The organism is Clostridium sp. Marseille-P299 (assembly GCF_900078195.1).
Lineage (GTDB): Bacteria > Bacillota > Clostridia > Lachnospirales > Lachnospiraceae > Lachnoclostridium.
This window is the reverse complement of record NZ_FJVE01000005.1, coordinates 460001-482501: the sequence shown is the minus strand read 5'-3', so window position 1 is coordinate 482501 and position 22501 is coordinate 460001. Positions and strand designations below refer to the sequence as shown.

Sequence of the window (22501 nt, the reverse complement as noted above, 5' to 3'; positions counted from 1 at the left end):
ATAGTAGCACCACTTCCAATTTTAGTCAATTGTATTTTTAATTTTTTAATCATCCTAATTTACTAGTAAGAAACTTTTCTCATGTAAATCACCTGATTTTAGAATTAAATCCATACAAAGATTGAAAAAGCATATCAATCGGTTTATACTGTACATAGTAAACTTAAATACAATATTTGGAGGGCTTATTATGGCCACTATAAAGGACATTGCTGACAAACTAGGTATTGCAGTTAGTACCGTTTCAAAAGGACTAAATGGAGCAAGTGATATTAGTGCAGAAACAAGACAGCTTGTACTAGAAACCGCTGTTGAAATGGGATATTCCTCTAAAAAAATGCGTGCAAAAGGTAACAAAAAAGTCTGCATTATGATAGAGAATATGGACTATGAAAATATTGAGCAATTTGGTTACGAAATCATTATGGGCTTTAAATTATCTGCTGCCAAAAGAAATTGGGATGTAACTGTAATTCCTACGAATCTTAATATGCAATCAGCAGAAAAATATGATACGTATATGCTCAAAAATGGATTCTGCGGTGCTTTTTTACTTGGATTTACCTTACATGATGACTGGATTAAGCAACTATCCAAAACAACCGTTCCTACGGTTCTTCTTGATAACTATATTTCAGAAAATAATCATGTTGGTTATGTTGGAACAGATAGTTTTGAGGGAATTTCACAAGCAGTGACCCATTTAAAAAATCTTGGGCATAAAAAGATTGCATTTTTAAACGGTACGAAAAACTCAATGGTCTCAAATCAACGCCATCAAGCTTTTATACAAAGCATGGAAGAGAATAGTTTAGTTGCTGAAGAAGGATTGATTGATTTTGGATATTATGTTCCTGATTGTGCGAAATGGCATGTTCCAAAATTTATTGAACAAGGTGCAACGGCTATAATTTGCGCAAGTGATTTAATTGCATCAGGAGTCATCGCAGAAGTGAAAAAACACGGGCTTTCAGTTCCTGAGGATATCAGTGTTATCGGTTATGATGACCTACCAATTGCAAATCAGCTGACACCACCCCTTACTACCATTCGTCAAGACCGAATAGATTTAGGCAAAAGTGCGTTTTTATTACTAGATGGACTCATTCATGATGTTACGATTAGCAAACTCTTACTCCGTGCTAAATTTATTGAACGTGGTTCAACCTCTATTGTTAAGCAATAACTAAAGTAACATACTTATAACTCTTATCTTAAGATAATTTTTTACCTTAAGATTATACCTACAAATGATTTGATATTGGATATTGAGATTATATGATTTATCTTTTAAATCATTTGAATACTAAAAAACAGGAAAAAAGATACATATACTTTGAATTATTTAAGTATGTTTCTTCTTCCCTGTTTTATTTATTTTATCGTTTATTTATTTTACTTTTTATTTTATGATTGCTAATATCTTATCATTACCAATACTTATTATTACGGATACTAACAGATTTCAGCACCACTTGGCATGGTCTTTTCTGGTACCATTAATGCTAATTCTCCATTCTCGTTTTCAGCACATAAAAGCATACCTTCAGAAACTACTCCGGCTAATGTTGCTGGTTTTAAGTTTACAAGAACCATAACTCTTTTTCCTACCATTTCTTCTGCGGAATAATGAGCTTTAATACCAGAAACGATTTGTTTTACTTGATTTCCAATCTTAACTTGAGAGCAAAGAAGTTTCTTAGATTTTTTCACCTCTTCACAAGCAATAATTTCTCCTACTTGGAATTGTAATTTAGAAAAATCATCATAAGTAATTTCATCTTTTAATGGAATATCGATCACTGTTTCATTCTCCTTTGTCTCGTTGCTTTCATTTGAAACTTGTTTTTGCGCTTCTTTTTCCGCTACCTTTTCAAGTACTTCTTTTAAATCAAGTCTTGCAAATAGAATCTCAGGTGCATCTGTAACCTTTGTTCCAGACTTATATAAACCAAATTTATCTAAGTCTTCATAGGTTCTAGCCGCTGTATTTAATTGCTTAAAGATTTTTTCAGATGTTTCAGGCATAAAGGAATGTAAAAGATTTGCTCCTATTAAAATTCCTTCAACTAGGTTATAAAGAACAGTTTCAAGGCGGCCTTTCTTCTCCTCATCTTTTGCAAGAACCCAAGGCATAGTTTCATCAATATATTTATTACAACGTTTGAAAATCGTAAAGATTTCTGTGATAGCATCTGCTACACGTAGTTGTTCCATTTTTGCAGAAACTTTCTTAACTGCGGATACACAAACTGCTTTTAATTCCTCATCTACAGCTTCGGATACCTGCGCATTATTTACTACTCCACCAAAGTACTTATTGGACATGGAAATTGTACGATTTACTAAGTTACCTAAAGTGTTTGCTAAATCGGAGTTTAATCTTTCAACAATAAGCTCCCAACTAATAACACCATCATTTTCAAATGGCATTTCATGTAATACAAAGTAACGAACAGCATCTACGCCAAATAATTCAACTAATTCATCGGCATATAGTACGTTACCTCTGGACTTACTCATCTTAACCCCTTCGCCATCTTTTGCGCTATTATCTTGTTGTAATAACCAAGGATGACCAAATACCTGTTTAGGAAGAGGTAAATCAAGAGCCATTAACATAATTGGCCAATATATTGTATGGAAACGTAAGATATCCTTTCCAATTAAGTGTAGATCCGCTGGCCATAATTTATTAAATTGATCAGTGCTATTACCATCACAATCATATCCGATACCTGTAATGTAGTTACTAAGTGCATCGAGCCAAACATAAACCACATGTTTGTCATCAAAATCTACTGGAATTCCCCATTTAAAAGAGGTTCTTGATACACATAAATCTTGTAATCCAGGCAATAAGAAATTGTTCATCATTTCATTTTTTCTGGATTCTGGTTGAATAAATTCTGGATGTGTATTGATATGATCAATTAATCTTTGTGTATAATTGCTTAATTTAAGGAAATAAGCCTCCTCTTTTGCTGGTTGAACTTCTCTACCACAATCAGGACATTTTCCATCTACAAGCTGACTTGAAGTAAAAAATGATTCACAAGGAGTACAATACATTCCTTCATAATATCCCTTATAAATATCCCCTTGATCATACAACTTTTTGAAAATCTTTTGTACTTGCTTTTCATGGTCTTCATCGGTTGTACGAATAAACTTATCATAAGAAGTATTCATTAAATCCCAAATCGTCTTAATTTCTCCAGCCACACCATCTACAAATTCTTTTGGTGAAATTCCAGCTTCTGCTGCCTTTTGTTCAATTTTTTGACCATGCTCATCTGTTCCTGTTTGGAAAAATACATCATATCCTTCCAATCGTTTGTATCTAGCAATGCTATCTGCTAATACAATCTCATATGTGTTACCGATATGAGGCTTACCAGAAGTATAGGCAATGGCTGTAGTCATATAAAATTTTTCTTTACTCATAATATTTATTACCTCCTTTTAAAAATTACATTAACCTTATTTTAAAGATTTGTAATTATAAATTCCATAGTACGTATACCAACGATTAACGTTGTATTTATATAAACTAAAGAATGTACTTAGCTTTTCTTACCGTAAATACGGATACATATTTTAAATACCTATAAAGATTTGGATGCTAAAAACACTTATGCATTGACATCGAAGCAGTAATCTTTTGACTTTATACAAATAGCAACTTCCATAAAGTTGACAGAGCTTTTGACACCCAAATACTATAAATAAAAAAACTCCCGTCTTATTTAAAGACGAGAGTTATATCCCGTGGTACCACTTTAATTCACTTTTGCCTCATGACAAAAGCCTTATCTGCTGCAATCACAGCATAGCACAATAACGGTTGCTACCGTTGTAATCTAAATATACATCTCGATTACAAAGCTCCAAGACCATATTCAATATGTTCTTCTGCTCCTTGTTCTCAGCAAATAAAAATTCTTTTATTACAAGGTTCTCTGTTAACAGTTCCCATATCTACTCTTCTCTTCATCGCATTCTCATATGAAACTTTTTAGATTATATCATGCCTGCATATATTTGTCAAAGTCTTAATGCCTTATAACATCATATTTGCGCTATCATATAGTCTCTACAATATAGTCATGTTTATACCAAAATAGAATTAAAATGATGCTTAATATAATATACTATTTTCTTATAGACGAAAACGTTAAACATCTATATATAAAATAATATATGCCTTTATCTTCCTTTGGATTCGCATATAAAATTAAAATAAGATTGCTATTACATATACTTTATACTGATACATTCCATAAAATCACGCACTGTTTTTATGTATCTAGCAAGCTGTCCCGAAACAGCTCATATATGATTCTAACAATCTTATTTTGATGCATATGCCCTCAAAACGTTCCCCAACGCTTCATCCTCCGGACAATACCTTCTCGATATCGACCGCTTTTAGAATAACAAATTTTGTAATATTTGTCAAGAGAATTATTGTTTTCAAACATTTTTTTGTGACATTTCTATATATAGTGGTTTGTTTAAATTATATTTCTATCCCTGGATTTTAAAAAATGCTGTTACTAGACGCTCTAAGTGAAGTTGGTCTTCTATCCCCATAAGTTCTCTAGCTGAATGCATTGCAAGAAGAGGAATTCCTAAATCCACTGTTTTCATTGGTAACCAAGAAGAAATCATTGGTCCTAAGGTTCCTCCACCAACTAAATCGGAATGATTTACATATTTTTTATATTTAACATCTTCTTTTTCACAAAGCTGCTGTAAAATAGCAACGGCTTCGGTATCGAAGGTATATCTTTGATTGCTATTAATTTTAATTGTAATACCCTCGTTTAATCTTGAATAGTTCTTCTCATCATACTTTTCCATACGGTTTGGATGAAGTGCATGAGCCACATCTACAGATAATAAAAAGCTTCTTAATACAGATTCTTGTAATGAAATTTCATCAAAGCCTAGTGAAGCATATATTTTTGATAACAGCATACTAAGAAGTGCTGAATCTGCACCTTGTTTTGTTAGACTACCAATTTCTTCATTGTCATATAATGCAATTACATTAATTCCATCTTCTCTTTGCTCAGATATCATTGCTTTTGTTAAAGCAAAACAGGATGTAAGGTTATCAAGACGTGGGCAAGAGATAAACTCTTCGTTCATTCCAATGATGGAACCCTCTTCACAACAATAGATGTATAAGTCAAAATCAAGAATATTTTCTTTTTCAACATTTAACTCTTTTGCTAAAAATTCCAAGAAGTAGGAATCTGCATTTAACTCATCATTAATCATTCCCAATAAAGGAATCATATCATTTTGTTTTGTTAACTCAACACCTTTATTAACTTCACGGTTCATATGGATTGCAAGATTAGGTATGGTTAATACTGGTCGTTTGATATCAATATACTCAAGTTTAGGTTCAAATACATTCTCGCCCTTTAAAGCCACTACACCAGCGATGGAAAGACTACGATCTAACCACGTATTTAAAATTGGGCCTCCGTAGATTTCTGTATTAACTCTAAGGTATCCTTTTCTCTCCAATTCAGCAACTGGCTTAATATGAAGACAAGGGTGGTCTGTATGAGCTGCAGCTATATGAAAATTCTGGTCTTTTGAAACTTCCTTACCTATGCTAAATGCAAAAACACTAGTTTTATAAGGTGTAACATAATACTTACCACCTTTTTCAATGTTCCAAGGTCTTCTCATATCAAGCTCTGTAAAACCAGCTTCTTTTAACATATTTACACTTTCTAATACTACATGGAAAGGTGAACTTGCATTCTTTATATAATTTATCAGATCTTTTGCTGTTTGTTTACTATTCATTGTTTCCTCCTTAAGATTCACTTTTATTAGTTTAGCACCTCAAAAAGTTACTTTTTTAATTAGTATAGTCTGCTAATATCACTAAGTCAATGAACGATTCTAAATTCATACATCATATCTATTATTACTAAGTTATCTTGCATTCATTCATACGATGTTGTATCCTAACAACAGGTATATTTATTAGAAAGGAATAAGGCATATCATGGATGATAAGTTATTTTCTCTATCCCTGGATAAGGTTTTAAATGAAGCAAAAGCACAAAATGGCATTGGTACGCTTTCAGAAAAAACCATTCATGCTGTACTTAAAAATTATTATTCCACCAAAGAATCTCAACAGGAACAAAAGGTAAATTCTTATGTTGCAGACATCTTGATGGGTTCACATATTATAGAAATTCAAACAAGAAATTTTAACACATTACGACGTAAATTAGATGCATTTTTACCAAATTACGAAGTAACTATTGTTTACCCAATTGCCCACACAAAATGGCTTCGTTGGCTTAATGAAGATACAGGGGAGATTAGCCCAAAACGTAAGTCACCAAAGACAGGCACCAAGTACCAAGTTTTTAAAGAACTCTATAAAATTAAGCCTTATTTATCCGATCCAAATTTACATATACGAATTGTTTTACTTGATGTTGAAGAATACCGTTTGTTAAACGGATGGAGTAAAGATAAAAAAAAGGGATCCACTCGTAATGATGGAATCCCTGTTGCTTTTAATGAGGAAATTAATATACTCACTTGGAAAGACTATAAAGAATTTCTCCCATCTGATTTACCAGATACATTTACTGTAGCTGATTATAAAAAGAAAACCAAACTTTCAACCAGTGAAGCAGGTACTGCACTAAACATATTAAAACATTTAAATGTAATTAACCATATTGGTAAACAAGGCCGTGCTTTTTTGTATGAAAGAAACATCTTATAATTGAGACTCTATAAACAATAATGCCTGTGCAATAAAGGCAGGATGGTCAAATGCAATTTGATTCGTGTGAAGAACAAGAAACTGGGGATCTTTTAGAATTCCCTCAACTTTTTCTGAATATTCTATGCTTGCACTTAGCTCAATGTTTCTTTCCTTGTTTTTCAATTTTAAATCATATTTTTGTATTTTACGGTCCTCAGTAAACACTGCTTCACCAGATTTTGAAAAACATACATCAAACCACAGTGCCTCGGCAGCATCATCTCCTGCTTTTACTGCTAAATCATTTTCAACTAAGGCTAGATAGGAAACGGTAATAATACGAGTTCTTGGATCTCGATTTACTTCTCCAAAGCAATGCATCTGCTGCACCGGTACTTGATTTAGCCCCGTTTCTTCATAAAGTTCTCTCTTAGCTGCAGCATCAATATCTTCTCTAATATCTACAAATCCTCCTGGAAGCGCCCAAAAACCGATGCTTGGGTGATTCCTTCTTTGAATCATGAGAAGTTTTAGTCCCGAATTAACATTAGTAACCCCCTTACTGTATTGAAATACCAACACATCTGCGGTTACACTAGGGTTTGGATACTTATTTGGGTCATATTCTTCTAAAAAGTGTTCTAGGTCCTGTCCTTGTTCATTCTTACTACCCGTTCCATAAAAAGGTGCAATGTCCTTTAAAAATGCTGACATGAAATTTCCTCCTTCAATAAAATACTTTTTATTTTTCAATTTAGCTTTTTATTCGCTATTTATCATCTAACTTATATACGTTTCCTAAAAAAGGAATCATCCCTATTATACGTTTGCTCCTTCAAATATTCAAGATTTCCCTTTCTCTTATTACTAAAAAATGCTATACTAAAAGAATAAAGCAACAAGAATGGAGGTCAAGATACTAGATGAACGATCAATCAATCAATACTGAAAATACTACCACTGAAAAAGAATATATTCCTTCTATGGATGAATTTAAAGAACAAATCGATAATTCCTTTAAGAAGTTAGAAGAAGGTGATATCGTAAAAGGTACGGTTATTGGTATTTCTGATACAGAGCTTACCGTTGATTTAGGTTATTATGCAGAAGGTATTGTTAAACTTGAGGAATTAAGTAATAATCCACAGTTTTCTATTAAAGCTGATGTAACTATTGGCGAAGAAATTTCTGCAGTTGTCTTAAGAGAAGATAAAGAGGGTAATATCTTATTATCTCGTAAAAAAGCAGATGATATTCTTGCTTGGGATGCACTTAATGAAATGCTCAAAAATAAAACAGTAGCGACTGTTAAAGTTTCACAAGCTGTTAATGCTGGGGTTGTCACATATTTAAATGGTATACGTGCCTTTATTCCTGCTTCAAAACTAAGTTTGGAATATACTGAGGATTTAGACTCTTATGTAGGAAAAACCCTTGAAGTTATAGTAATAACTGCAGACAAAGAAGCTAATAAATTAGTCCTTTCAGCAAAAGATGTATTAAGAGAACGTGCCATCAATGATAAAAACAGCCGAATTTCTAAATTACAAATTGGACTAGTTACTACAGGAACAGTAGAAAAGATTATGCCATTTGGAGCATTTGTAAACATTGGAGATGATTTATCAGGACTTGTTCATATTTCACAGATTTGCGGAAAACATCTTAAATCTCCAAGCGAAGTATTAAAAGTAGGCGACCAAGTTAATGTTAAAATCCTTGATGTAAAAGAGGGTAAAATTAGCTTAAGTATAAAAGCTGTTGAAGAAAAAGAAGAAGTCCTTGAAGACGCATCTGAAGCACCAGTAGAATACTCCACAGGAGAGTCTGCTACAACAGATTTAAGTAGCCTATTAAAAGGATTAAAGTTCTAATTAATAACCAAATCTAATTACTTAAAAAATCAATACCACCGGCTTATGAAGTAAACCCCCTTTCATTAGATTTCTATCTAACAAAAGGACTTCACTTTGTAGCCGGTGTTTTATTTTCATTATATTTAAAAAACTTGCATTCATGTAGAATACTACGTAAATGCAAGTTGATTTATTTTCACTAATTTGCTGCTTTTGCTTTTATATCTTGTTTCTTTTGTTTGTTGCGCCCAAAGATACTTGCTGTAAAAGGTATCTTATTGGTTTCCTTAGAAGAATTTTTCTCCTTCGTCGCCTCTTTCCCCTCCTTCTTATCCTCAGAAACTTCTAATATTTTTTCAGTGGATTCTTTCATAACTTTTTGTTGCATAGCACTTAGCATATCGTCTGCTTGTGCATCGATAATAAAAGGCTGTATTTCTTTATGGTATTCTACAACTTTATCGTTCTCATTATTATTTTCAATTGTAAGTACTTCATTCTCTTCATCTACCACAGTACCATAGGATTCCTTAATACTATCTTGAAACATATCCGACATCAGTTCTTTATATGAAATCATTGGATCATTACTAAATTTTTTAATTTCCTCATTTAAGGCTAACATTTTCTTATCTAAGAAACCTACAATATCAGCACACTCTCTTAGTTCTCTTCGTATATGTTCTGGAGCATTTCCTTCAAATTTATAATACATTTTATGTTCTAAACTTGCCCAAAAATCCATTGCAATAGTACGGATTTGAATTTCAACCTTTGTCTCAATCATAGTATCTGATAAAAATATAGGAACAGAAATAATCATATGATAGCTTGTATATCCGTTTTCTTTCGGATTCATAATATAGTCTTTTACTTTTAACACTTTTACATCGTTTTGCTTACGTATTAAATCCGCAATACGATAAATATCGGATGTAAATGAGCAAATAATACGAATACCCGCAACGTCATTTATATATTTAACAATATTTTCAACGGTTAATTCTCTTTGATTATGTCGCATCTTTTTTGCTATACTTTGTGGCGTTTTTATTCTTGATATGACATGTTCTATTGGATTATATTGATGCGCCAATTTAAACTCACTATTTAAAATTTCTATCTTTGTACTAACCTCTTTAAGAGCCGCTTCATAAACTAATAGCGTACGATTCCACTCTTCAACTTCATCATAAAAAATTGGTAAATCCATTGTAACCACACCTTTTCCCTTTTATCCTATTTTTTAATATAAACGCCCCAAAATCATTTATATTATTCATTTTATTCACTCTGTCAATCAATATATACGGTTCTTTTCCCCGCTAGTTACATTTATTTTAGTCTGTCATGTATCATTATTTAACAGCTGTATTATAGCATAAAATTGTGAACAAACCATTAATAACTTCAATCTTAACCAAAGTTTAATATTTACTTAATAAACTTAATTACTCGAAATTTTGGATAAATTTATTAAAATATTTCTAAATTTTCTATTGACAAATTTTTCTTAATGGAATATAATTCAAACAGAAAATCAAAGAAAGAGAGGTAAAAGCAATGAAAAATTTAATTATGTTTAGTGGAATGAAATTTAATTTTAATTGGAATAATTCTTGCGAGATTACCTCAAGTATGCATCGTTAATTTCATATGTCTATACATATGTTCTAAATTATCATGCCGTGGTGTCTTGCCACGGCATTTTTTTGTTTTTAATTCTATACTCTTCTTATGTCTTAACCTGTGATTTTACATAAGTAAGGCCCTAATGTCGTGTGCAACACAGATTCCTTAATAGATCAGCACTATCTAGAAATCCACCATAACTTGAGATTTATCTTGTATTCCAATCCATTTCACAAAATATAAAAACATCAAATGTAACTATAAACCAAACTCTTAGAATTATGATCTATATAGGAGGATTACTTTAATATGTTTAAAATATCAAAATATATTGCAAAATATTGGTATTTGTACTTATTTGCTATCATTTGCATGATATTACAAGTTAGTCTAGATATGCTAACTCCACAAATAACAAAAAGAATCATCGATGACGTAATCGGTAAAGGAAATATCAATATATTAAATAAACTATTATTCACTATTTTTATTATTGGCTTAGGCCGCTGTGTTTTTGGGTATCTAAAAGAATATACCTTTGACTCAGTAAGTTCTAAAATAGCCTTAAATTTACGTAAACATCTTTTTAAGCACATTCAAGGACTTTCTGTAAACTTTTTTGACAAAACCAACACTGGAGAAATAATGTCAAGAGTAAAAGATGATGTAGATAAAATCTGGAACTCTCTTGGATACGTTGGTATGTTAATCATTGAAGTTATTATCCATACAAGTATAGTGCTTTATTGTATGTACCATTTAAGCTTTAAATTATTCTTAATTCCTGTTATTGCTATGCCTATGGTTGCATTACTTGCCATCGTAATGGAAAAGAAGTTGGATAAAGTTTATGAAGAGATTAGTGAAGAAAATGCTGTTTTAAACACGGTAGCACAAGAAAATTTAGCAGGTGTTCGTACAGTAAAAGCTTTTGCCAGAGAGAAATTTGAAATCAAAAAATTCTTATCTCACAACAATCGCTATTATGAACTTAATATGCGCCAATCCAAAGCATTAATTAAATATTATCCATTATTTCAAATGATTACGAAGCTGCTGCCTATTATCGTAATTGTATATGGTGGTTATCTAGTAATTGAAGGTGAAATAACACTGGGTACATTAGGCGCATTTGCAGAGTATAGTACGAATATTGTTTGGCCAATGGAAATGTTAGGCTGGCTTACAAATGACTTTGCTTCCGCAATTGCATCACGTAAAAAAATCAAGAAAATATATGAAGAGAAAACAAGTATTATTGAAAAAGAAAACCCTGTTAAGCTTGATAATGTAAAGGGAAATATTCGTTTTAATCATGTCTGTCTAACACTTGATAATAAAGAAATACTAAAAGATATTTCATTTCAATTAAAGGAAGGGCAAACTCTTGGAATTATGGGATCCACAGGTACTGGTAAAAGCTCAATTATTAATTTACTACAACGTTTTTATGATGTAACCAGTGGAAGTATCACTCTAGATGGTGTTGATATTAGAGATTTATCTTTAGATAATCTTAGAAAGAATATATCCCTTGTTATGCAAGATGTATTCCTATTTTCCGATACAATTAATGAGAATGTAAAGTTAGGAAAGCGTGATTATATTAAAAATGATACCATTCAAAATGCCTTAGCAGATGCCCAGGCAAAAGACTTTATTGAAAAAATGGATGAACAATATGAAACAATCATTGGTGAACGAGGTGTAGGTCTTTCTGGTGGTCAAAAGCAACGTATTAGTATTGCACGTGCTTTTGCAAAAAAAGCGCCAATTTTAGTCTTAGACGATTCCACATCAGCCCTTGATATGGAAACTGAGTATCAAATACAAGAGACTCTAAATACCTTTAAAAATACTACTAAAATAATTATTGCCCATCGTATTTCCGCCGTTCGAAATGCAAATGAAATTATATTTTTAGATAATGGTAGAATTGCAGAACGAGGTACCCACTACGAACTATTAAATAAAAAGGGATTGTATTATCAAACATACATGGCTCAATATGGTGAGTACCTAACTGAAAACGGTGAGAATGATTTTGTATTTTCTTCACTATAATAAGAAAAGGAAGTGAGACAATGTCTTTCAATTCTGTAAAAGAAGATGAAAATGTAATCAAAACTAGTAAGAAACTAACCTTAATACGGTTATTTCAATACTTACTTACGTATAAAAAGAAAATTGCTTTTGTTATATTCATTATGATAATAACTGTCGCTATTACTCTTGTTAATCCATTAATAGTAGAACGTGCAATTGATGTATATATTAAAAATAAAGACTATAAAGGATTATTCACCTTAGGAATCATCGGTGTAATATTAAACATTATTCTTGTTCTATTAATTAAGTTAAGAATGTATATCATGGCTAAGATGTCCAATGATGTCCTCTTAACAATTCGCCAAGAGTTATATACCCATATACAAAGTCTAAGTTTTAATTTCTTTGACTCTAGACCAACGGGTAAAATTCTTGCTCGTATTATAGGCGACGTTAATAGTTTAAAAGACGTTCTTTCCAACAGTGTTACTACATTAATACCATCTTTTATAACTATTTGCGCTGTAGTTGTTATAATGTTTATTAAAAACTATAGATTAGCGTTTGCAGCCATGATTAGCTTACCTTTAATGATTATTGGTGTTTGGTTCGTCCAAACAAGAGCTCATAAAAGATGGCAAATACATCGTAAGAAAAGCTCCAATTTAAATGCTTTTATCCATGAAGATGTATCTGGTATGAGAATAATTCAAAGCTTTAGAGCTGAGAATGAAACCGAAGAAACCTTTGATGAGTTGTTAAAAGAACATCGTGACTCCTTTATGGATGCAGTCACATTTGCAGATGCCTTTGGACCGATCGTTGATTTTTGTTGGGGACTTGGAACCTTATCCCTTTATTATGTTGGTGTAAAACTCATCGGTAGTGATGCCGTGCCAGTTGGTACTTTACTGGCTTTTGCTACTTATATTTCAATGTTTTGGAATCCACTCCTTAATTTAAGTAACTTTTATAATCAATTAATAACCAATATTGCAGGTGCAGAAAGAATTTTTGAAATCTTAGATGCCAAACCAGAAATTACAGAAGCAAGTGATGTTATCTCCTTACCAACGGTAAAAGGAGATGTCAAATTCAAACAAGTATCTTTTTCCTATGATGAAGATACTCCTGTATTAGAAAATGTAAACTTTCATGTAAAGCCTGGTGAAACAATTGCATTAGTTGGTCCAACAGGTGCTGGAAAAACTACTATCGTTAATTTAATAAGTCGTTTCTACGATATACAAAAAGGCTCAATTCAAATTGATGGCTACGATGTAAAAAAGGTTTCCATTGAAAGCCTTAGAGAGCAAATGGGAATTATGACTCAAGATAACTTTTTATTCTCAGGCACCATTAAAGAAAATATCCGATATGGAAAACTTGATGCAACCGATGAGGAAATCATTGAGGCTGCGAAAGCAGTAAATGCACATGATTTTATTATGAAAATGGAAAAAGGATATGATACAGAACTAAAAGAACGTGGAGCCGGTTTATCCATCGGGCAAAAGCAGTTACTTGCATTTGCTAGAACTATGGTATCAAAGCCAAGAATTCTAATTTTGGATGAAGCAACTTCTAGTATTGATACTCATACGGAATTACTCGTTCAAGAAGGAATTGAAGCATTATTAAAGGGTCGTACCTCTTTTGTTATTGCACATAGATTATCTACGATCCAAAAGGCTGATAGGATCTTTTATATCGACCAAGGTGGTATCTTAGAAGAAGGTAATGCAAAAGAATTGCTTGAGAAAAAAGGCGCTTACTACGATCTTTATATGGCACAATTTAAAAATATTGCGTAAAGTATTAAGTGATTTTTATTTTAATAACATTCGAAATATATCATTTTAAAGCTATATAAAGGGGCCGAATTAATGATTCTTTATCGAAAAGCAATAAGTAGCCATATTGATTTGCTTTCATTTGGCGTTATTCCATACAAATAACAAATAATGTATGAAATGCATTTAAATTTTAGTAATAGCATTTATGCTTTTATTACTATAAGTTTTAAAAAAAGAAGTCGAATATAGCTGTTATCATTCTCATGTGCTAATTGGCTATTCTCGACTTCTTTTTAATATCTAATTCTAGGTATTGTTATGGTAAAACTTGTACCTTTGGTATATTGAGAACGAATCTTTATTTTACCGGTATGAGCCATAATAATTAACTTTGCAATTGAAAGCCCAAGCCCATGCCCTTCAATTTTTCGATCTCTAACATGATCCGAACGATAAAATCGCTGAAATATATTATCGATATCCTTTCTCGTCATTCCTATTCCAGTATCCTCAATGGTAATTACGCAGTTGCCTCTAACATTTTGACAAGAAATTATTATCTTCTCTCCATCCTTCGTGTATTTAATTGCGTTATCAATAAATACACGCATAGCTTGCTTTAAGGATTGTTTATCACCATATATGTCAACATCTTCTAAATAAGGACATTCTACAATACGATTTACTGCTACCAATTTCGTTTCTTTTACCATCTCTTCAACCACTGGTCGCATATTAAAATGCTTCTTCTCTAATTTTAACGTCTTTTTATCATGTCTTGAGAGGAATAATAACTTTTCTACTAAATCTTGCATTGCCTTTGCTTCATTTTGGATTGCTTCAATGGATTCTTCAAGAATTTCCTCATCTTTGGAACCCCATCGATTTAACATATTCGCATACCCTTGAATTACAGCAATTGGTGTTCGAAGTTCATGAGAAGCATCCGAAACAAATTGTTTCTGGCTATCATATGAAGTTTCCAAACGATCTAACATATCATTAAACACAACTGCCAAATCTTTTAACTCATTTTTCATACCTTCCACATTTAAGCGTTCACTATGAAGATTGTTTACTGTTAATCGATTTACCGTTGCTGACATTGCATGAATTGGTTCTAGCATTTTAACATTATTCTTCTTAGCTTCTTTAATAATAAAAAAGGTTAATATTAAATAAATCAATCCTAAGTTCATAAACAAACGCCACATATCATTATAGCTAGATGTCATATTATAAAAAAATACTGCTGTGTAATCACGACCATTGTGAAGTACCGGCATTTGCTCTTCAAGCACGAGCTTATAATCTTCACTTTCTTTGTTATAGTGAATGGATTTTAAAATTCCCACATAACTATTCATTTGGTAGGTAACATCGTTATATACTTCATTCTTTGTATCTGTTTCATATAATATAAAACTGACTCCTCGGTCAGCAAATGGATTAATATTTCCTTCAATCTGCTCCGTATTTGCTTCTAAATTAATTACTATTTCCTCAGCCAAATCCGTATAAGATGACTTTTCATTACTTATATATAAAATCTGAAATATAAAGAAAAATAAAACACCATTAATCAACATTAATTTAAAATAATTAAGGGCAATGCGATTGGTTATGGATAAACGAATGTTACCAAAAAAATCATCTTTCTTTTTTTTAAGTGGCACAAAGGTTTTTAATAAAATAGTTCTTATGCCACTTAGTATTTTATTTTTCATCTTTTATAATATACCCCACTCCTCGCACGGTATTAATTAAACGAATACCAAATTTATCATCAATTTTTTGTCTCAAATACCTGATGTAAACATCAACGACATTGGTATCTCCAAAGTACTCATAATCCCAAACATTATTTAATAACTGCTCTCTAGTAAGTGCAATGTTCTTATTTTTCATTAGGTATTCAAGTAACTCATATTCTTTTTTGGTTAATGTTAGTTCTTCATTTCCATAAAAGGCACTATGACTTAACAAGTTTAATTTCAAATCACCATGGACTAAAATATCTTGTTTTCCTTCAGACATAACCTTACTTTGGCGATTTAATGCTACACGGATTCGCGCTAACAACTCTTCAATGGCAAAAGGTTTTGTCATATAGTCATCTGCTCCCATATCAAGTCCTGCTACTTTATCTGTAACATCATCTTTTGCTGTTAACATGATAATAGGTATCTGTGACTCCATTCTTATTCTTCTACAAACTTCAATACCACTCAATTCTGGAAGCATGATATCAAGTAAAACTAAATCCACATTGGCATGCAATGCTTTTTCTAATCCAGTTCTCCCATCATTTGCAATTTCAACTTCATATCCTTCATACTTTAACTCTAATTCAACAAATCTGGCAATCTTTGCTTCATCTTCTACTACTAAAATTTTAGCCATCCTTATAACTCCTCATACCTTTCTCATATAGAAAACTCTATAGATTCCATACTAGTTTAATTTATTTACTTTTCACTTGAAACATTTTACCATATATCCCTATTTTAATAATTCTACTAAAAGATTGCAAGTTAGATAGATTAGATTTTTATTAGAAACAATATAGAAAAAAGCATGTGAAAAACGCTTTTTGATTAAGTCCACTTTTTAAGTGAGGGCCTAAAACAAAATTAGTATTTTCACATGCTTTTTTTAATCAATATAATTTATTAATAAAACCTATAAAAATAATTACAATACAGATTTAACAGCTTTTACAACATTCTCAGTTGTAAATCCGAATTTCTCAAATAATGTAGCTGCAGGAGCTGATGCACCAAAACTAGTCATAGTTACTGTTGCTCCATCAAGACCAACATATTTACCCCAACCATAGTCAATTAGGGCTTCTACTGCAACTCTAGCACGTACATTCTTTGGTAATACAGATTCCTTATACTCTGCAGATTGTTCTTCAAATACATCCATACATGGCATACTAACAACACGTACATCAATACCATCTTTAGCAAGAACTTCCTTCGCTTCTACTGCAAGAGATACTTCAGATCCTGTTGCAATAATAATAGCATCTGGTGTTTCTTTCTTAGAATCTTCTAAAATGTAAGCACCTTTTAATGCCTCTTTTGAGGAGTTTGCTAATTGTGGTAAGTTCTGTCTTGTTAATACAAGAGCTGTAGGAGTTTCTTTTGAAGTTGCTGCACTATACCAAGCTGCAATTGTTTCTGTTGCATCCGCTGGACGGAATACATGGAAATTTGGCATAGCTCTTAACATAGCAAGCTGTTCAATTGGCTCATGTGTTGGACCATCTTCACCAACACCGATACTATCATGAGTTAACACATATGTTGTTGGTATTCTCATTAAAGAGGATAAACGAGCCATAGGCTTCACATAATCACTAAATACAAAGAAAGTGGATACATATGCGCGCATACCATGTAATGTCATACCGTTACCAATTGCTGCCATTGCTAACTCACGAACACCGAAATGAATGTTTCTTCCAAGACGATTTTCTTTTGAAAAATCTCCTTCATCTTTCATATAAGTTTTTGTAGAAGGAGAAAGATCTGCTGCTCCACCAATTAAGTTAGGAACATAATCTTTCAAACGGTTGATTACCATACCAGATAAATTTCTAGTAGCCTCTGGTTTGTCCTCATACTTCCAAAAATCTTCATTATCAATTAAATCCTTAGCAATATCTAAGTCAAACTCTTTCTCCCAAGCTTCCTTCATTTCAGGATACTTAGCACAGTACTCTGCAAACATTGCATTCCATGCTTCTTCATCTTTTGCTTTTTCATCAGCGATTGCTTTGTAGTTTGCATATACTTCATCTGGAACATAGAATGGCTCTTTAGAAGGCCATCCAAGGTTATCTTTTAATGCATCTACATTTTCCTGTCCAAGAGGCTCACCATGAGCACTAGCTTTACCTTGTTTTGCAGGGCAGCCATAACCAATTTGTGTTTTTACAATAATTAATGATGGATGATCTTTATCTGCTTTCGCAGCTTTGATTGCATTACCAATTTCCTCAAGATTGTTTCCATCCTCTACTACAAGTGTTTGGAAGTGGAATGCTTCAAAACGTTTCTTAACATCCTCAGTAAATGCAATATCTGTATCTCCCTCAATGGAAATCTTGTTTGAATCATAAAATACAATCAGTTTATTTAATCCTAGTGTTCCTGCTAGTGACATTGCTTCAGAGGAAATCCCCTCCATCATACAACCATCGCCACCAAGTACATAGGTATAATGGTCAACGACTGGATAGTTTCCTTTGTTGAATTTAGCCGCTAAATGCTCTTCTGCCATTGCCATACCTACAGCCATTGCCATACCAGCACCTAAAGGTCCTGTAGTAGCTTCTACGCCCTTGGTATGTCTATATTCAGGGTGTCCTGGTGTTAAAGAATCCCACTGTCTAAATTGTGCCAAATCTTCTTTAGTTAACCCATAACCAAATAAGTGGAGTAATGAATACAATAATGTAGAACCATGTCCACCAGATAAAATGAAACGATCACGGTTTGCCCAATCTGGGTTTGCTGGATTATGTTTCATTTCCTTTGACCATAATTCATAAGCAATTGCAGCACAACCAAGTGGAAGACCAGGATGTCCAGACTTTGCTTTTTGTACAGCATCTGCTGCTAAAACTCGGATAGCATTGACTGACATTGTATCAATGTTGTTCATGAAATTTCCTCCTAAAATATAATACAAAGTACTTGCGATACATCTGCAATTACTTTGAAATCAACAATTAATTATAATTGCTAAGTCTTCTTTTATAAAAGTCCCTATAAATTCTATCCAATCATTCGCACAAGGTAACAATTTTCAATTCATTATAGTGAACTTCTATAAAAGATACTTTAGCAATTTTCATTCACATAAAAGCTACTATTGCAGCTTGAACACTTAACTAAACATAATATATGAAAGGAATCAAATCCTCCAATAATTATTCTCCAAAAACAGCTTTATAATCAGCCTTGAATTTTTCAATTCCCTGATCTGTTAATGGATGTTTTGTACATTGTTCAATTACACTATATGGAACGGTTGCAATATCTGCTCCTGCCAAAGCACAATCAGTAATATGAATTGGATTACGAACACTAGCTGCTATTATTTCTGTTTCAATACCATAGATATCAAATATTTCAGCAATAGTACGAATCAAATCAATTCCAGGCGTTGAAATATCATCTAAACGTCCAAGGAAAGGAGATACATAAGTAGCACCAGCTCTTGCAGCAAGTAATGCCTGATTTGCTGAAAAAATTAATGTTACATTTGTTTTAATCCCTTCACTGGATAAAACTTTAGTAGCTTTTAATCCTTCTATAGTCATTGGAATTTTAACAACCATATTTGGATGAATTGCTGCTATTTCTCTACCTTCTTTGATCATGCTTTCTGCATCTTCAGTTGTTGCTTTAACTTCACCACTAATAGGTCCATCAACAATAGAAGCGATTTCCTTAATAACCTCTTTAAAATCTCTACCTTCTTTTGCAATTAAAGATGGATTCGTAGTAACACCACAAATAACACCCATACTATTTGCTTTTTTAATATCTTCTACATTTGCTGTATCAACAAAAAATTTCATTGTTAGCCTCCTAATTATTCAAATTTAATTGCTTTGAATTTCCATTTCATTTTAATATCAAATCTCAATTACTATTATAATTAGTTCAGTTCTAAACATCTTTTCTGTTAATTTAAAATTAGTAATAGCGCTATTTGTACTACTAAAATTTAACTCAACATTGACATATTAACACGCTAAGTAGCTGAATACAATAGTATTTTTATATCTTTCCATATATTTTTTATTCTTTTAACCTAAAAATACGTTTACTTATAAGAAGTAACTATTATACAAATTTAGACTATATTCTATTAAAAACCTCTCCCAAGGATTCTTGTATCAATAAGTCTGCATTTCTATCAAAGTCAGTAGTTGACTTATTTATTAATACTAAATTACTTCCCCTAAAATAACGTATCAGCCCAGCCGCAGGATACACGGATAGAGATGTTCCGCCAATAATTAAAACATCTGCATTTGATATATACTCTATTGCTGCCTCTAATACACCCTCATCTAATCCCTCTTCATATAACACGACATCAGGTTTTATTATTCCTCCACAAGTACATCTAGGTATATCCTCTGCATTTAAAATATCATAAACACTATATGATTTATGACAGCTCATACAATAATTACGATAAATAGATCCGTGAAGTTCAATAACTTCCTTACTTCCACCCATCTGATGAAGTCCATCTATATTTTGTGTTATAATAGCCTTTAACTTAGTTTCTTGCTCCAATCGTGCTAATATTTTATGTGTAATATTAGGTTTTGCATCTAGACATATCATTTTTTCTTTATAAAATCGATAGAATTCTTTTGTATGGTCTAAAAAAAATGAGTGGCTTAGTATCTTTTCTGGAGGATACTGATACCTTTGATTATATAGACCATCTACACTACGAAAATCTGGTATCCCACTCTCTGTAGATACACCCGCTCCGCCAAAGAATACTATGTTATTACTCTTGTCTATGATTTGCTTTAGTTTTTCTACGCTCATTAAATCATCTCCTTTATATGCTCTAATGGTATGAATACTCCATATTGATGATATTCACTCATTACATCGAACATAATTACAATATCTATCGCTATTATACCATAGTTTTATGGAAATCATTATGAATTTAACTTAAAGGTTTAACAACAATAAGATATAGCATTCAGATAAACAAAAAACCACAGGATATTATTTATCCTGTGGTTTTTATATTCATAGAAAATCTTACTTTAATTTAAGCATTATCTTCTATCCCGTTTTATGATGAGACATCCGGGATTCGAACCCGGGACACCTTGATTAAAAGTCAAGTGCTCTACCGACTGAGCTAATGTCCCACAACTATTTTAGTTTTCATCCATTCTACAGAAGTAGTTGACTTTTCGCAGAATGAATGCCCAGAACCGGAATCGAACCAGTGACACGAGGATTTTCAGTCCTCTGCTCTACCGACTGAGCTATCTGGGCATGATTTTTAACAAATATTTTGTTAAGAGTTGCGGGGATAGGATTTGAACCTATGACCTTCGGGTTATGAGCCCGACGAGCTTCCAGACTGCTCCACCCCGCGATATATTATTATTTAGTTAGTTATTCCCACTGTAAACTCAGAACAACCAGTGGATGGAGAAGGATTCGAACCTTCGAAAGCGTCGCTAACAGATTTACAGTCTGCCCCCTTTGGCCACTCGGGAACCCATCCATATAACTAAGCCGACGATCGGACTCGAACCGATAACCTGCTGATTACAAGTCAGCTGCTCTGCCAATTGAGCCACGTCGGCATATTTTATTTTAAGTGTGCCGGCTTCTAAAAAGCTGTTAGGCAATAAAGGATATCCAATGGGACCTATAGGACTCGAACCTATGACCCTCTGCTTGTAAGGCAGATGCTCTCCCAGCTGAGCTAAGATCCCATAGAAATATTTAATTCTTACTTCATTTTTGAAGTAAACGACCCAGATGGGACTCGAACCCACGACCTCCGCCGTGACAGGGCGGCGCTCTAACCAACTGAGCCACTGGGCCATCTTTTACTGTTGCTTTACTAAGCAAGAAGTATTATACCACATAATAACTTGATTAGCAAGTGAAACTTACCAATCAAATCATTATTCAACTAACATTGAATAACAACCATTTCCAAAACAAACTTTTTAAGGTTAAGCCCTCGACCTATTAGTATTAGTCAGCTGCACACGTTACCGTGCTTCCACCTCTAACCTATCTACCTAATCGTCTTTTAGGGGTCTTACTAGCTTTTGCTATGGGATATCTTATCTTGAGGGGGGCTTCACGCTTAGATGCCTTCAGCGTTTATCCCGTCCCGACTTGGCTACTCGGCCATGCTCTTGGTAGAACAACCGATACACCAGAGGTCAGTCCATCCCGGTCCTCTCGTACTAAGGACAGCTCCTCTCAAATATCCTACGCCTACGCCGGATAGGGACCGAACTGTCTCACGACGTTCTGAACCCAGCTCGCGTACCGCTTTAATGGGCGAACAGCCCAACCCTTGGGACCTACTACAGCCCCAGGATGCGATGAGCCGACATCGAGGTGCCAAACCACTCCGTCGATGTGAACTCTTGGGAGTGATAAGCCTGTTATCCCCAGGGTAGCTTTTATCCGTTGAGCGATGGCAATCCCACTTTATACCACCGGATCACTAAGTCCTACTTTCGTACCTGCTCCACCCGTCGGTGTCACAGTCAAGCTCTCTTATGCCTTTGCACTCTACGAATGGTTTCCAACCATTCTGAGAGAACCTTTGAGCGCCTCCGATACCCTTTCGGAGGCGACCGCCCCAGTCAA

General features: G+C 33.2%; 14 protein-coding genes, 7 tRNA genes, 1 rRNA gene and 1 other annotated feature (1 of these 23 only partly in view). Of the genes, 5 read left to right on the top strand and 17 right to left on the bottom strand.

Features of this window, described 5'->3' with window-relative positions:
- The first annotated feature begins 190 nt into the window (after window positions 1–190).
- Window positions 191–1186, top strand: a complete 996-nt coding sequence (locus BN4220_RS03960) for a LacI family DNA-binding transcriptional regulator (RefSeq protein ID WP_066713898.1) — start codon at window positions 191–193, stop codon at window positions 1184–1186.
- A 269-nt stretch (window positions 1187–1455) separates the two neighbouring features.
- Here the strand turns inward: BN4220_RS03960 and metG are convergent, their stop codons facing one another.
- Both metG and BN4220_RS03950 read right to left on the bottom strand, forming a co-directional pair.
- Entirely contained in the window at window positions 1456–3447 is a 1992-nt protein-coding gene (gene metG, locus BN4220_RS03955; protein WP_066713895.1) for a methionine--tRNA ligase, read from the bottom strand.
- A gap of 301 nt (window positions 3448–3748) precedes the next feature.
- Window positions 3749–4006: a binding site (T-box leader), on the bottom strand.
- A 524-nt stretch (window positions 4007–4530) separates the two neighbouring features.
- Window positions 4531–5832: a M18 family aminopeptidase gene (locus tag BN4220_RS03950; RefSeq protein ID WP_066713892.1), complete on the bottom strand. Its 1302-nt coding sequence runs from the start codon at window positions 5830–5832 to the stop codon at window positions 4531–4533.
- 205 nt (window positions 5833–6037) lie between these two features.
- On the opposite strand from BN4220_RS03950, the gene BN4220_RS03945 reads away from it, so the two are divergent.
- Entirely contained in the window at window positions 6038–6778 is a 741-nt protein-coding gene (locus tag BN4220_RS03945; protein WP_066713886.1) for a hypothetical protein, read from the top strand.
- On the opposite strand, the gene BN4220_RS03940 is transcribed toward BN4220_RS03945, so the two are convergent.
- Window positions 6773–7474 (bottom strand): NUDIX domain-containing protein, encoded by a 702-nt coding sequence (locus BN4220_RS03940; RefSeq protein ID WP_066713883.1) that lies wholly within the window; start codon window positions 7472–7474, stop codon window positions 6773–6775. The two genes, BN4220_RS03945 and BN4220_RS03940, sit on opposite strands and share 6 nt — an antisense overlap.
- A 209-nt stretch (window positions 7475–7683) precedes the next feature.
- Here BN4220_RS03940 and BN4220_RS03935 point away from each other — a divergent pair, with 209 nt between their 5' ends.
- Window positions 7684–8634: a S1 RNA-binding domain-containing protein gene (locus BN4220_RS03935; RefSeq protein ID WP_082812031.1), complete on the top strand. Its 951-nt coding sequence runs from the start codon at window positions 7684–7686 to the stop codon at window positions 8632–8634.
- Between the two features lie 181 nt (window positions 8635–8815).
- On the opposite strand, the gene BN4220_RS20665 is transcribed toward BN4220_RS03935, so the two are convergent.
- Window positions 8816–9829, bottom strand: coding sequence for a GTP pyrophosphokinase family protein (locus tag BN4220_RS20665; RefSeq protein WP_082812028.1), 1014 nt, complete (start codon window positions 9827–9829; stop codon window positions 8816–8818).
- A gap of 728 nt (window positions 9830–10557) precedes the next feature.
- On the opposite strand from BN4220_RS20665, the gene BN4220_RS03925 reads away from it, so the two are divergent.
- The gene (locus BN4220_RS03925) at window positions 10558–12312 is read left to right on the top strand and encodes an ABC transporter ATP-binding protein (RefSeq protein WP_066713880.1); all 1755 of its coding nucleotides are present in this window, start codon (window positions 10558–10560) and stop codon (window positions 12310–12312) included.
- Window positions 12313–12332: 20 nt separating this feature from the next.
- Window positions 12333–14111, top strand: a complete 1779-nt coding sequence (locus tag BN4220_RS03920; protein WP_066713878.1) for an ABC transporter ATP-binding protein — start codon at window positions 12333–12335, stop codon at window positions 14109–14111.
- 275 nt (window positions 14112–14386) lie between these two features.
- Here BN4220_RS03920 and BN4220_RS03915 read toward each other — a convergent pair whose 3' ends face one another.
- From BN4220_RS03915 to BN4220_RS03855, 13 genes are all read right to left on the bottom strand, one after another.
- Entirely contained in the window at window positions 14387–15820 is a 1434-nt protein-coding gene (locus tag BN4220_RS03915) for a HAMP domain-containing sensor histidine kinase (protein ID WP_066713874.1), read from the bottom strand.
- A complete protein-coding gene (locus BN4220_RS03910; RefSeq protein WP_066713871.1) occupies window positions 15810–16496 on the bottom strand; it encodes a response regulator transcription factor in 687 nt (228 codons plus the stop codon). Before BN4220_RS03910 ends, BN4220_RS03915 begins: the two co-directional genes overlap by 11 nt.
- Window positions 16497–16787: 291 nt before the next feature.
- Entirely contained in the window at window positions 16788–18770 is a 1983-nt protein-coding gene (tkt, locus tag BN4220_RS03905; protein WP_066713868.1) for a transketolase, read from the bottom strand.
- Between the two features lie 268 nt (window positions 18771–19038).
- Window positions 19039–19692 carry a fructose-6-phosphate aldolase gene (gene fsa, locus BN4220_RS03900; protein ID WP_066713866.1) on the bottom strand — a complete coding sequence of 218 codons (654 nt, stop codon included), beginning with the start codon at window positions 19690–19692 and terminating at the stop codon, window positions 19039–19041.
- Between the two features lie 283 nt (window positions 19693–19975).
- A complete protein-coding gene (locus BN4220_RS03895) occupies window positions 19976–20686 on the bottom strand; it encodes an NAD-dependent protein deacylase (RefSeq protein WP_066713862.1) in 711 nt (236 codons plus the stop codon).
- A 265-nt stretch (window positions 20687–20951) separates the two neighbouring features.
- Window positions 20952–21024: transfer RNA gene (locus BN4220_RS03890), tRNA-Lys, on the bottom strand.
- Window positions 21025–21081: 57 nt separating this feature from the next.
- Window positions 21082–21154: transfer RNA gene (locus BN4220_RS03885), tRNA-Phe, on the bottom strand.
- A gap of 29 nt (window positions 21155–21183) precedes the next feature.
- Window positions 21184–21257, bottom strand: a tRNA-Met gene (locus tag BN4220_RS03880).
- Between the two features lie 50 nt (window positions 21258–21307).
- Window positions 21308–21389 (bottom strand) — tRNA-Tyr (locus BN4220_RS03875).
- Between the two features lie 9 nt (window positions 21390–21398).
- Window positions 21399–21471: transfer RNA gene (locus BN4220_RS03870), tRNA-Thr, on the bottom strand.
- 59 nt (window positions 21472–21530) lie between these two features.
- Window positions 21531–21603, bottom strand: a tRNA-Val gene (locus BN4220_RS03865).
- A gap of 38 nt (window positions 21604–21641) precedes the next feature.
- Window positions 21642–21715, bottom strand: a tRNA-Asp gene (locus BN4220_RS03860).
- A 130-nt stretch (window positions 21716–21845) separates the two neighbouring features.
- Window positions 21846–22501: ribosomal RNA gene (locus BN4220_RS03855) — 23S ribosomal RNA — on the bottom strand (it continues 2242 nt past the right edge of the window).